This window comes from Metabacillus kandeliae, from assembly GCF_021166585.1.
In the GTDB taxonomy this organism is placed as follows: Bacteria; Bacillota; Bacilli; order Bacillales; family Bacillaceae; genus Metabacillus_B; species Metabacillus_B kandeliae.
On record NZ_JAJOZE010000003.1, the window covers coordinates 226860 to 239642 of the forward strand.

At 44.7% G+C, this 12783-nt stretch carries 14 protein-coding genes; 3 read left to right on the plus strand and 11 right to left on the minus strand.

The features are described from left to right. Nucleotides 1–68 precede the first annotated feature (68 nt). The 4 genes from LRR81_RS10310 to LRR81_RS10325 all read right to left on the minus strand — a co-directional run bounded on the left by LRR81_RS10310 (nt 69) and on the right by LRR81_RS10325 (nt 4707). Nucleotides 69–1310, minus strand: coding sequence for an ABC transporter substrate-binding protein (locus tag LRR81_RS10310; protein ID WP_231789282.1), 1242 nt, complete (start codon nt 1308–1310; stop codon nt 69–71). Next, nucleotides 1307–2392: an FMNH2-dependent alkanesulfonate monooxygenase gene (ssuD, locus tag LRR81_RS10315; RefSeq protein WP_231789283.1), complete on the minus strand. Its 1086-nt coding sequence runs from the start codon at nt 2390–2392 to the stop codon at nt 1307–1309. The genes LRR81_RS10310 and ssuD (LRR81_RS10315) overlap by 4 nt, the downstream gene beginning before the upstream one ends. A gap of 196 nt (nt 2393–2588) precedes the next feature. Continuing rightward, complete coding sequence (ssuD, locus tag LRR81_RS10320) at nt 2589–3671, minus strand: FMNH2-dependent alkanesulfonate monooxygenase (RefSeq protein WP_231789284.1); 1083 nt, start codon at nt 3669–3671, stop codon at nt 2589–2591. A gap of 250 nt (nt 3672–3921) precedes the next feature. Beyond that, nucleotides 3922–4707: a M23 family metallopeptidase gene (locus LRR81_RS10325; RefSeq protein ID WP_231789285.1), complete on the minus strand. Its 786-nt coding sequence runs from the start codon at nt 4705–4707 to the stop codon at nt 3922–3924. Nucleotides 4708–4839: 132 nt separating this feature from the next. Here LRR81_RS10325 and LRR81_RS10330 point away from each other — a divergent pair, with 132 nt between their 5' ends. Together LRR81_RS10330 and LRR81_RS10335 are read left to right on the plus strand one after the other, a co-directional pair. Then, the gene (locus tag LRR81_RS10330) at nt 4840–5235 is read left to right on the plus strand and encodes a VanZ family protein (protein WP_231789286.1); all 396 of its coding nucleotides are present in this window, start codon (nt 4840–4842) and stop codon (nt 5233–5235) included. Beyond that, a complete protein-coding gene (locus LRR81_RS10335) occupies nt 5225–5719 on the plus strand; it encodes a GNAT family N-acetyltransferase (RefSeq protein WP_231789287.1) in 495 nt (164 codons plus the stop codon). Before LRR81_RS10330 ends, LRR81_RS10335 begins: the two co-directional genes overlap by 11 nt. A gap of 32 nt (nt 5720–5751) precedes the next feature. Here the strand turns inward: LRR81_RS10335 and LRR81_RS10340 are convergent, their stop codons facing one another. Next, a complete protein-coding gene (locus tag LRR81_RS10340; RefSeq protein ID WP_231789288.1) occupies nt 5752–6180 on the minus strand; it encodes a DUF4825 domain-containing protein in 429 nt (142 codons plus the stop codon). Between the two features lie 47 nt (nt 6181–6227). Continuing rightward, nucleotides 6228–6611 carry a hypothetical protein gene (locus LRR81_RS10345; RefSeq protein ID WP_231789289.1) on the minus strand — a complete coding sequence of 128 codons (384 nt, stop codon included), beginning with the start codon at nt 6609–6611 and terminating at the stop codon, nt 6228–6230. A gap of 106 nt (nt 6612–6717) precedes the next feature. Here LRR81_RS10345 and LRR81_RS10350 point away from each other — a divergent pair, with 106 nt between their 5' ends. After that, entirely contained in the window at nt 6718–7263 is a 546-nt protein-coding gene (locus LRR81_RS10350) for a glutathione peroxidase (RefSeq protein WP_231789290.1), read from the plus strand. Nucleotides 7264–7355: 92 nt separating this feature from the next. Here the strand turns inward: LRR81_RS10350 and spoIID are convergent, their stop codons facing one another. The 5 genes from spoIID to LRR81_RS10375 form a co-directional block, all read right to left on the minus strand. Continuing rightward, nucleotides 7356–8372, minus strand: coding sequence for a stage II sporulation protein D (gene spoIID / locus LRR81_RS10355; protein ID WP_231789291.1), 1017 nt, complete (start codon nt 8370–8372; stop codon nt 7356–7358). Between the two features lie 226 nt (nt 8373–8598). Continuing rightward, nucleotides 8599–9897: a UDP-N-acetylglucosamine 1-carboxyvinyltransferase gene (gene murA / locus LRR81_RS10360; protein WP_231789292.1), complete on the minus strand. Its 1299-nt coding sequence runs from the start codon at nt 9895–9897 to the stop codon at nt 8599–8601. A gap of 32 nt (nt 9898–9929) precedes the next feature. Then, nucleotides 9930–10667, minus strand: coding sequence for a YwmB family TATA-box binding protein (locus tag LRR81_RS10365; RefSeq protein ID WP_231789293.1), 738 nt, complete (start codon nt 10665–10667; stop codon nt 9930–9932). Nucleotides 10668–10828: 161 nt separating this feature from the next. Next, nucleotides 10829–11071 carry a DUF1146 family protein gene (locus tag LRR81_RS10370; protein WP_231789294.1) on the minus strand — a complete coding sequence of 81 codons (243 nt, stop codon included), beginning with the start codon at nt 11069–11071 and terminating at the stop codon, nt 10829–10831. Between the two features lie 239 nt (nt 11072–11310). Next, nucleotides 11311–12783: an NADH-quinone oxidoreductase subunit N gene (locus tag LRR81_RS10375; protein ID WP_231789295.1), complete on the minus strand. Its 1473-nt coding sequence runs from the start codon at nt 12781–12783 to the stop codon at nt 11311–11313.

Genomic DNA, 12783 nt, shown 5'->3' on the forward strand with positions numbered 1-12783 from the left:
GCGTTTTATCATCCCTTTTATAAAAAAAGGAAGAGGGGCAAGAGCCAGCCCTCTTCCTTCCTTCATGATTATTTAGCCAGTGCCTGGTCTACAATTTTCTGTGCCTTCGCTGCAGCTTCTTTCGGATCGGTTCCGCTCAGGACGTCCTGAATGGAGTTTACTGCTGCCGTCTGCACATCCATATTCTGAATGAGGAAGCGCGGCTGAAATCTGGTTTTCTTATTGGACCATTCGGCTGTCTTTTTCAGGTCTTCAGAGCTGTAGGTAACGTCCTTCACTGTTACGTGCTGAACCGTTTTATTGGCATAATCGGAAGCATGCTTCGGATCACTGAGGAATTCAAGGAATTTTTCCGCCGCTTCTTTATGCTGAGAGCGGCTGTTGATGCCGAGCATGAAGGTTGTCGTATGAATCCCTTCCCACTTTGCCTGATTTTCCGGTACAGTAATCGGTGCCAGCAGCTGAAGCTTAATATTCGGGTTAATGGATTTAACTGTAGAGATCGAGTAGGTTCCAGTGGCCAGCATCGCAGCTTTTCCTTGAGCAAACAAAGCGGCTGCCGCATCGGATTTGGTTCCCAGTTCATTGTCCTGGAAGGCGCCTGCATCTTTGAGCTCTTTAAATTGCGTGAGAGTCTTAACCCACCATTCTTCCGTCAGCTTGCTTTTGCCTTTTTCAAGATTTGTGATGGCTGCGTCATCAGGCGCATTGTTCATCACCATTGTGTTCATGAATTGGCCTGGTCCAATATCAGCTCCAGGAAAAGCAATCGGGGTAAGGCCGTTTTTCTTCAGTGTCATCACCGCTGCGAGGAAGTCGTCCCAATTTTTCGGAGGTGTCAGGCCATACTTTTTGAAGATCTCTTCATTATAAAGCGGCATGTTGTATACGAGCTGATAAGGAACAGCGAGCTGCTTGCCATCCTTCTGTCCTGCCTTTATGTATTCGGGCTGGTAGTTTTTAACGGCTTTGCTGTCGGTTAAGTCAGCATACAAATTAGCTTTTGCGATGGATTGGAATTGTGCGCCGGGGAATGAGGCAAACACATCGCCAACCGTGCCATCCATTAATTTTGTCTGAGCAAGTGTCTGATATTGATCAGAAGGGAAAACGTTCATTTCTACATCGATCTTTGGATTTTCTTTCTCAAATTGGCTGATCAGTTCGTTGAATACCTTCGTATCCTCCCCGCGCCAATGGATAAAGCTGATTTTTTCCTTCTGGCCGCTTCCAGGTGACCCGGAAGTGCCAGCTGAGCAGCCAGCTAACGTTAAGCTGGCTGCCAGAAGAACACCTGCCCATTTTTTCATATTGCTTCCTCCCTTACATTCACTGGTTTATTTTTTAGTTTTGGAAAAACAAGCTCTGCAAAACGGTAGGCCTCCTCCAAATGGGGATAGCCGGAAAGGATAAAGGTGTCAATTCCAATTTCTTCGTACTCTTTTAATCTGGCTGCAACAGTATCAGGATCTCCGACTAGTGCTGTCCCTGCTCCTTCCCGAGCAAGACCGACACCGGCCCATAGATTCGGAGAAATCTCGAGGTCCTTTCTCTGCTTAGAACCGCCGTGCAGAGAGGACTGTGTTTTTTGTGCGGTAGAATCAAAAAGGGAAAATCTTTTTTGGTAGGCTTCAATTGTTTCTTCCGTTACATATTGAATGAGCTCGTCAGCCGCATCCCAGGCAGCCTTTTCCGTTTCCCTGACAATAACGTGCAGCCTGAGCCCAAAACGGAGATTCTTCCCTTCTGCCTTCGCCCGCTTTCTCATCTCCTCTACTTTTTTCTTTATTTTTGCAGGGGGTTCGCCCCATAACAAATGCACATCAGCATGCTTCAGCCCGACTTTTTTCCCCGCCTCTGAAGAGCCTCCAAAATAGAGCGGCGGATAAGGTTTCTGCACGGCTGCTTCCGATACGGCTGCCCTTGATACAGATAGATGCTTGCCATTAAAGTCAACCGTTTTTCCTTGAAGAACATCTCTCCATATTGTCAGAAACTCATCTGTCAGCTCATAGCGTTCATCATGATCCAGATAATTGCCGAAGCCAGCCTGCTCAGCCGGGTTGCCGCCTGTTACAATGTTTAAAAGCAAGCGGCCGCCTGAAAGCTGGTCAAAGGTCGCCGCCATTCTGGCAGAAAGAGTCGGTGACATCAGTCCGGGCCTTAGCGCGACAAGAAATTTCAGTCTGTTTGTTACAGAAGCAAGCATCGAAGCCGTGATCCATGCATCTTCACAGTTCGCTCCCGTTGGAAGCAGTGCCCCATCATAGCCGAGATTGTCCAGTGCCCCTGCAATCTGCTTTAAGTAAGGAAGATCTGCTTTTCTTGCTCCTTCAAGAGTTCCTAAAAATCGTTCATCTCCTGCTGTTGGAAAAAACCAAAATACGTTCATATCCTACTCTCCCCCTATGTTTTATCTCTAGAAGTCTAAATAAAAAAGGCGCTTCTGCTTATTCTAAGCAAGAAGGCGCCTTCAGTTCCTCTGATCAGCTAATCTATTGATTTGAGATTAATTCTAATCAGATAATTCCGATAAGTCAAGTGTGTTTTATCAAAAAGAAAAAAGACTGAACCCATAGGATCCAGTCTCAAACAATTCCTCTTATATTCACTTGCTGATCCTTCAGCTTTGGAAACACAAGTTCAGCAAATCGGTAAGCCTCTTCCAGGTGCGGGTAGCCTGAGAGAATGAACGTATCAATTCCAATGTCATGATATTCCTTCAGTCTTTCTGTGACGATGTCCGGGTCGCCGACAATCGCTGTTCCTGCACCTTCACGCGCAAGGCCGACACCTGCCCACAGGTTAGGCGAAATCTCAAGCTTTTCCCTGATTTTGGTGCCCCCGTGCAGGGAGGCCTGCGTTTTCTGTGCGGTTGAGTCAAACACAGACAGTTTCTTCTGATACTTTTCAATCGTTTCATCTGTCACATATTGAATCAATTCATCGGCCGCATCCCATGCCGCTTTTTCCGTTTCTCTGACGATGACATGCATCCTTAAGCCGAAGCTGATCGATCTGCCTTCTGCTTTCGCGCGCTTTCTCATTTCATCTACTTTTTCCTTAATTTTTTCCGGCGGCTCGCCCCATAGCAGATGAACATCCGCATGCTTCAATCCAACATTTTTTCCGGCTTCTGAAGAGCCTCCGAAAAATAGCGGCGGGTAAGGCTTTTGCACAGGCTGCTCAGGTACCTCGGCACCTGTAACAGAAACGTGCTTGCCGTGAAAATCAACCGTTTTCCCTTGAAGCAGATCTCTCCATACGGTTAAAAATTCATCTGTCATGTCATACCGCTCATCATGCTTTAAATAATTGCCGAAGCCCGCCTGTTCCACAGGATTTCCTCCTGTTACAACATTTAAAAGCAGCCGCCCTTCTGAAAGCTGATCAAAGCTCGCTGCCATTCGGGCAGAAAGCGTAGGCGACATCAGCCCTGGTCTCAGCGCCACTAAAAACTTCAGCCTGCTTGTGACAGATGCCAGCATCGAAGCTGTAATCCAGGCATCCTCGCAATTGGCTCCTGTCGGAAGCAGTGCCCCGTCATAACCGAGATCATCCAGCGCACCGGCAATTTGTTTCAAGTAAGGCAGGTCTGCCTTGCGAGCACCTAATTCCGTCCCTAAAAACCGTTCATCCCCTGCTGTTGGAAAAAACCAAAATAAGTTCAATTTTCCGTCCCCCATATTTGTGTAAAAAATTGTCCCCAAGGCTTATGAAAAGGCATTATTCAATACCCTATATTATTCTTGCTTATTGCTTTTTAGTTTAAGTTGATAATTCCGATAAATCAAGTATGGTTATTTAATTCAGGGGTCTAACTCTATTTTTTATTTAATATTTTCTCAATCCCGCCTGTCCGTATTAAAACAAAAAAAAGACCCCTTTCCCTCACAGGACAGGAGCCTTTCTCTTCACAAATTATGCACTTGCAGATTCATCCGAAGCTTTAGCGGATTTTTTTTCGCTTTTGCTATCTTTCTTTTCCTTGGCTTTGCCGTCTACTGCTTTCGTGCTTTCCACTTTGTCAGTAATGGCTGTTGCAGGCTTGTCGATAAATTGGCTTGGGTTTACTGCTTTGCCGTCTTTGCGGATCTCGAAGTGAACGTGTACGCCAGCTTTTTGGTTGTATAGGCTTTTGCCTGCTCTTCCGATAATTTCGTTTTGAGCGACTTTATCGCCTTTTTGGATGTCAACAGATGATAGAGATTGATACATTGTCACAACACCATTGGCATTTTTGATTTCTACAACACTTCCAAGGACTGGGTCCTTTTCAGCTTTCGTTACTGTTCCGGATAGAGAAGCAGTGACGTCAAATTCCTTGCCATCCTTGTTTGCGATGTCGATGCCTTTGTTCGGTCTGTACGTGTTATTATAGGAGACAAGTGCTGCTACTTGGGCTTCTTTGCTTGCGTTAACATCATAGAAATTGGTTACAACTTTTACAGATTCTTTGTCCAGCACAGGCATAGAGACTGTTTCAATGCCTTTGTTAACTTCAACAGATTGATGTCCTTTTGAAGTGTTTGTGTTCGATGGGTTGTCTGCAATGTGCTTTGTATCGCGTGCAGCTTGGTACCATAAGACACCAGTTAGAATAACTGCGGCGCTGACCAGATAGATTGCAGGGAATACCCAGCGTTTTCTTAAGACCTGTTGAAATTTAGAGTTTAGAGAAGTACGTTTCTTTTCTTCCTCTCTCATCATTATCACCTCAGCAATCATTCTGTACAGAATTCTGAAAATATATACACTTGCTGAAAAAATTTTAACTCTTATTGTTTGCTTGAGGTTTGTGAACTATACATACATCTTTTTTCGAAGGAGATTTTTTGGATGAAGCGGGTATTTGCTGTTTTGCCATTCCTTTATGCCGGGCTGATTTGGTATTTATCGAGCCGGCAGGGGAATCCGCCTTCTGATACGTTTCAGTTTTGGGAGTTTTTTAAGGATTCTCTTCATTTAATTGAGTTTGGCATTTTGTATTGGCTGATTTTTTTCGCTTTTGCTGCCCACGGCAGGTTTACACGGGGAGTGAGCATCGCAGCTATATTCGTCTGTATTTTATACGGAGGTATTGATGAAATTCATCAGCTGTTCACCCCTTTGCGGTCTTCCACGTGGATTGATTTGCTGAAGGATGCAATCGGGGTGCTTCTTTCTTATTACCTCATTCAGCGCTATCAGAAAAGGCTTTTGTTATTTATAGGAGGAACTCGGAATGGACATTAATATTCGGCAGGCGCTTTTAGAGGATTTGGACAGCATTGTAGAGATTTACAATTCAACGGTGGCTTCGCGCCTGGTTACGGCTGATATTGAGCCGGTTACAGTGGAGAGCAGACAGGAGTGGTTTCAGCAGCATACCCCTGAACGTCCGCTCTGGGTCGGGGAAGACGCGGATGGAAACATTTGCGGATGGGTGAGCTTTAACACCTTTTATGGAAGAGCAGCCTACAAGTACACGGCAGAAGTAAGCATTTACGTGCATGAAGGATACAGAGGGAAAAAGATCGGCCATTTGCTGCTGGAGACTTCAATCCAGGCTGCACCATCGCTTCAGATTAAAAATCTTCTTGGATTTATTTTTGGCCAGAATGTCCCAAGCGTCAAGCTGTTTGAGAAATTTGGGTTTGAACAGTGGGGCATGCTGCCGGGCGTGGCGAGTTTCGAGGATGGAGACAGGGATTTGGTCATCCTGGGCCGAAAAGTGTAACGGGAAAGAGCCTGGATCGTCCAGGCCCTTTTTCATTTTAATAATTTTTTCAGCTCTTCTTCTTTTTTAATTTCCTTCAGATCTTTTCCAAGCTGTTTTTCGATCTGCTGTTTTGTATAGGTAAATGTTTCGTTCGGGAATTGGAAGGTGGCTTGTTCTGCGTTTTGGACTAGTGTGAAAACATAAGCGGCATTCCGCATACTTGTGGATTTTTCATTATTGATATCTTCTTTGTATTGGGCTGTCAGACCGTATGGTTTTGTGTTCGTCTGAAGAGCCAATTGTTTCATTTGTCCGCCGCCTGGCAGCTGCCGGAGAATGCCAATGACAGCGTTGTGGTCTCCAATATAGGAATTTTTAAAGCGGAAAAGATCCTCACTGGCGGAACTGCTGGAACTGCAGCCTGCAAGCGCAGAAGCGAGCAATAGTGCCGTCAAAAATGTAAGAGCCGTTTTTTTCATGCTTACCCCCTAAATTTGTTCTTCCCCGATACTAACATATTTTGCCATTAAGAAACACCGTTTTCTTCTTCATACTTCTGAATCCTTCTCCTAAGCTCAGCAGCTGTTTCCTTAGGGTTTTCCAGCTGAACAACGAGGTATTTGTATTTGCTTTTCCCCGCAAACTCTACCATAAAAAGAGGAATTCGCCGTTCAAAGGAAAGAAAATACCATTCGTTTCTGTACAGGTAGCTGCCTTCATAAATATAAAGCGGGGCAATCGCTGTGCCGGGAAGCCTCAGCATCCAGAAAGGCGGATCAAAGGTGTCGACAAACACGCTTTTAATCTCCTTATATGGCATGCGGACTTTTCTTTTAAGGGAGAAAAGGGCTGCGGGACCTGATAAGTTCAGTACACATTCTTCTTTTTTGAATTCAATGCTTCTGCTCATACGGCTGTCTCCTTCCAAAGAGTTTTTAGTGGAAATCCAGTTTCATTGAGATATAATGAGTTTAATACTTTAGAACTACTACTTTTTAACTAAGGGGCGGTATTTGATGAGCGTATATTCTTTTAAGGCGGCAGCGATGAATGGCAGGGAAATCTCCCTTGAGGAGTACAGCGGGAAAGTTGTGCTGATCGTTAACACAGCAAGCCAGTGCGGCTTTACATTTCAGTACGAGGATCTTCAGCGGCTTTATGACAGGTATAAGGATAAAGGGCTTGTGCTGCTTGGTTTTCCATGCGATCAGTTTGATGGTCAGGAGCCGCTGGACAATGCGGGCATTCAGCAGTTTTGCGAGCTGAGGTACGGTGTTTCTTTCCCAATGTTTCAAAAAACAAGAGTCAGAGATGAGGGCGTGCATCCGCTGTTTGATTACTTGGCGAACCAGCTGCCATTTGAAGGATTCAATCCTTTCCACCCGGTATCCAAGCTCTTGATTCCTTTGATTAATGATAAGCATCCGGAATATATGGTTGGTGATTCTATTAAATGGAACTTTACCAAGTTTCTGATTGATAGAAACGGCCATGTTGTAAAGCGTTTTGAAGCAACGACAGATCCTCTTGATATGGAAAAAGATATTGAGGCTCTTCTTTAATTTTAGCATATTAAAAAGGAATATTTGTATAGTGGAAAATTCTTTTTAAGCATAGAAGCAGAAGAAAAACCGGCTTCTGCCGGTTTGCCCTGTTAATATTTAGCTGTTAAGGTAGGCATATAGTTTTCGTCAGAGGCGACGCTGACTCCTTTGTAATAATAGGCAATAATGTCGTTGCATTTTTTTCCTTTTTCAGCGAGGTAGTTAGCTCCGTACTGGCTCATCCCCACTCCATGGCCGTAACCGATCGTGTTGATGATAATGTTGTTTCCTTTTCGCTCCCAGCTGAAGTCTGCCGATCTTAAGTCGAGCTTATGCCGAATATCCGTTCCGGACAATTTTTTGCCATTAAAGCTGACAGAGGCAACGCGTTTGCCAGGTGTGCGTTCTAGAATGGTCCCGATGGAGCTTCCTTGAATTTTCACACCAAGAAGCTGTTCGAACTCTTTTACAGAGAAAATCTTCTGGCTGTGGTATTTAGGGGATTCTTTATCCCACGAGCTGCTCACACTTTTTAAGTAAGGGAAGGAGTTGGACCAGACCGCTTCAGAGTTTTCAGTGTATCCGTTGCTTGTAGAAAAGAACTGGGCATTAATCGGCTTGTTGTCATATGTGAGAATTTCTCCCTTTGTTGACTGGACTGCTTCTTGGACCTTCTTTATTTTCCAGTTGTAATCAGGGCCCCATAACTTTTTCAGTTCTTCTTTATTATGGTACACCTGATGACTTGGAGTATCTGTGACAGCTGCATTTTCCGGTGCAGCCAGATGAGTGTCAGCCAGAAGATATTTAACAATGTAGGTTCTTGCAGCCAGTGACTGGGCCTTTAATGCTTCCACATTAAATTCCGGAGGCATTTCCGAGCCTACTACACCTGTGACATATTCCTCCAATGGAACCTTTTCCACTGCCTTCGAGCTGGTGCGGTAAACAGAAACCATAACAGAAGGATCAGCGGATGCTGTTTGCGTGGAATGCGCTGGCTTTTTTGGTTCAGTCAGATGCCCTTGTGTTTTGTTTGCAAATGGCACCACGAGCATAGCTGGAATTAATAGAGTGATAATAAACATGCCCGCAAGTACGAATAGTACTGGTTTCATGGATTTCATCGTCATCCCCCTGCAAGATTCTTTTTTGCTTCTCTCTATTCTTATGGGACTGGACAACCAGTTATGCCTTTCATTTCCGTATTGACTGTTTGCTAGATTTGATAGATATTTAATGTAAGCATTTACATTTTCACTTTGCGTATACATGTAAAGAGCATTAAAAAAAGCCGAAGCGCATTCGGCTTCGGCTTTCTTGAAAGTAAAATGTAATGAGTACTGTATTTGATTATGCGTTTAGGTCAGATACTGCTGCTTCAATCGGTGCTGCTTCACTGATGCGTTCAATATCTGCTCCAAGACCAGCAAGCTTGCCGTGAAAATTCACGTAGCCTCTGTCAAGGTGCTTGAGTTCCGTTACTCTTGTGTAGCCTTCAGCTGTCAAGCCGGCAAGAATCAGTGCAGCGCCTGCTCTAAGATCAGTTGCTGCCACTTCAGCGCCCTGCAGTGATCCAGGACCATTAATGATAACAGAACGGCCTTCGATTTTAATATCTCCGTTCATGCGGCGGAATTCTTCCACATGCATGAAGCGGTTTTCAAATACGGTTTCGGTAATCATGCTCGTACCCTGTGCGCGAAGCAAGAGTGACATCATCTGGGATTGCATGTCAGTCGGAAATCCTGGGTGAGGCATTGTTTTAATGTCGATAGCTTTCAAAACTTCAGGTCCAATTACACGCAGACCGTCTGCTTCTTCAATAATCTCGACGCCCATTTCTTCCATCTTGGCAACCAGTGATGTTAAATGCTCTGGCACAGCTCCCTGTACAAGGACATTGCCCTGTGTAATTGCTGCAGCCACCATAAAGGTTCCTGCTTCAATACGGTCAGGAATAATGTTATGGCGTGAGCCTTTCAGGCGCTCAACACCTTCGATGCGGATTGTTCCAGTTCCGGCACCTCTGATGATACCGCCCATAGAATTAATGTAGTTGGCTAAATCAACAATCTCCGGCTCTTTTGCACAGTTTTCGAGTACAGTTGTACCGTCTGCCAATGCTGCAGCCATGAGAATGTTTTCTGTTGCACCGACACTTGGGAAGTCAAGGTAGATTTTCGCACCGCGAAGTCTTCCGTTAACCTCGGCATCGATAAAGCCGTTGCCGACTTTAATGTTGGCACCCATTGCTTCAAAGCCTTTTAAATGCTGATCAATCGGACGGGAGCCGATTGCACATCCGCCTGGAAGGGCGACCCGGGCATGGCCGGTACGTGCAAGAAGCGGTCCCATTACCAGTACAGAGGCACGCATTTTGCGAACATATTCAAATGGCGCTTCTGTATTCAACTCTCTTGATGCATCTACAATTACTTGATTATCTTCAAAATGGACGTCTGCTCCAAGATGGCGCAGCACTTCATTAATCGTATATACATCGGAGAGCGTAGGTACATCACAAATGATGCTTTTTTCTTCACTTGCTAATAAGGATGCAGCGATAACTGGCAAAACGGCATTCTTTGCGCCTTCAACCTTTACGGTACCGTTTAACTTCTGACCGCCGCGGACGATGATTTTTTCCAAGGTTTTCCCCTCCGCGTCCCAAATTCTCTATATTAATATTCAGTCGTTATGATTGGTGTTCCTATCACAACCGTAGGCTTTTCGCCTATTCCAGCGTTTCTCAATGCGATCTGGATGTTCATTTTGCCTTCTTTGGCAGGAATGGACAAGTCCCATTCGCTGGTCAAGGCCGATACAGACACAAAGTCTTTTTCTTCCGCCTTTTCCCTCGGCACCGCATTAAACTCATGGAGCAGGGCTTCTGCTTTAAGCTGCAAAACACCTTCAATCTTATCACCAAATTGACCGTTCATACAAGAGAAAATTGCAGTTTTTTCTTTTAAAATGTCGAATGATTGCTGTCCAAAAACTTGAGTGATTTTGTTCCAGTCCCGGCGCCCGCCCTTTCCTTGGGCCTGATACAAGATATACGCCTGGGAATTGCCTTTTGTGAGGGTACTGATAACCTGAAGCTTTTCAAAACTTTTCATCTGGCTGTTATACCTGGTACCAATTGCTTTCACAAAATTGTCCTTGTAATCAAAGCTCCAATGAAATAGACGCTGTTCCGCTGTGAAACGTTGCACATATTTCAAAGGATTTTTTCCCGCTAAGCTTTCCTGCTTTTTGGAATACAGGGTCCATTGGCTGATTTCTGCTCCCTGATTTGCCATTACTTCTGCGATCCTGGCAATCACGGGCTTTTTTGCCTCAGCATGAACCATTTTTCCGATACCGGCCAAACCTAGTAAAATAGCAATTGTTAATAAGGCTGCAGCTTTGTTTCTCATTTCTCGTCCACTTCCTCTCCTAGTAACAGTGTTACCAGATCGGAAGCGTCCATACTATTGAATACTCGTCAATATTCAACAGTGCGGCTTAAGTATAAGTACCTGTCCGTAAGACAGTATTCCTGTCCCATCTCAATCCATATTCCCATAACTTTTAAGAATTAAACTCCAAAAAGTGACGGTAGCTGCCGGGACCAGTCATAATAGTCCATAAAAAAGTTCGACACGAGCGCTGCAATGGCAACCGTCAGCAAAATCAGCAGGATCCGGGCCTGAACAATCCTGTTCTTTTTAATGAATTTCTCAAAATTCACTGCCTGAAGAGCCCACCATGTGACGGCAATAAAAAAAAGATGTGAGATAAGACCGACCAATGCACCCTGGCCGAGCCCAAACTGATCCATATGTATAACCTCCATTTTATGGCGACTGCTATATGTTAAGAGTTCTTCCCGTCATCATACTGCATCCTTCGGAAAAATGGAAACAGGGAATCAGAAAGAAGCCCTCGGAGTGCGTAAAAAAAGATGTTATCAAACAAAATAGAAGAGGCTCTTACCTCTCCTATTATATCGGAACATTTTATAAACTTTCTTACTTTTCAGCACAATAATTGAAGGATTTTTGAACTTTTCCTGCACAATTACTTTATCAGATAAAAAAGACTGAGCCCCGCATTTGGAAAAAGTCCGAGCACAATGACGAGGACACCGCATAGAACGAGGACCGTCATGGAGGATGCTCCGATTTTCACCATTCTGTTCTCCCCTGAAGGCTTGAAAAACATTTGAGTAAATACCCCAAAATAATAAACATAGGAGATAACAGTTGCGGCGACCATAATCGAGGCAAGCATGATCATCGGAACATCTGAGCTGAACGCGCTCATTAAAATGCCGAGCTTTGCTATAAAGCCTGCTGTTCCGGGAATGCCTGCAAGAGAGAGCAGAAAAAGCGCCATGCAGACAGCAGCAGCCGGAGATCTTCTATACAGCCCTGAAAAAGAAGACAGACTGAGATCCCCGCTGTTCTTTTCCACTATATGCAGAATGCAGAATGCCCCAACGTTCATAAACAAGTAGGACAAAAGATAAAACCAGATGCTCTCAAAGTAAAAATGATGGGAAAACGAAACAAAAGCAGTCAGTACATATCCTGCGTGAGCGATCGATGAGTAGGCAAGCATCCGTTTGACATTTTTCTGTTTCAGCGCCGTCACATTGCCGATTATCATAGCTGCCGCTGCGACGGCTGAAAGTATTCCCTGCATGGAGAGCAGGTATGGAACTTCTTTTCCCTGCGGCAAAAAAGTGTAGACAGTCAGAAAAATCCTCAGGATCAGAATAAATCCCGCGGTCTTTGAAACCGTGCTGAAAAAGGCGGCAGCCGGTACCGGCGCTCCTTCATATACGTCAGGTGCCCACATATGGAACGGCACGGACGCAATTTTAAACGCCAGGCCTGTAAATAGAAGAAAAAAGGAAATGCCGATTAAGTACAGCATCTGGGGGTTTTCCAAAGTCTTTAGAACCTGAAACATTTCCGTCAGGCTTGTTGTCCCTGTCAGCCCGTACAGGTAGCTCATGCCAAACAGCGTAATGGCTGAGGCAATTCCTCCGTTTATTAAATACTTCATTGCAGCTTCATTCGATTTAAGATTTTTCTTTTTCATCCCGGCAAGAATATACGAAGCAATCGACAGCAGTTCAAGGCCTGCAAACAGCGTAATCAGGTCCCTGCTTGAGCTGACCATCATTCCTCCAAGCAGCGCTGTGAGGAGGAGATAAATGTATTCCCCTTTTGCCTGGATATCTTTTTCCCGCTCCTGAAAGAGCATGATCAGAACGAGAAAGGTGCCGGAAAGAAGAATCAGCTTGAACATTTTTGCAAACTCATCCAGCACAAATGTATCGTAAAGGATACTCACGCTTTTGGCTCCAAACAGGATTGCGAGACTGACAGCAGCTGCAGCCGTTCCGGCGAGTCCAATCCAGATGAGCCAGTTTTTCCTCCTAATGAATAAATCGAGAACTGCCAGCAGTAAAATAGTGCCTGCAATAATAAATTCCGGTGTCATGTACTGCCAATGAATGCTTACGAAGGCTTTCATGCTCAT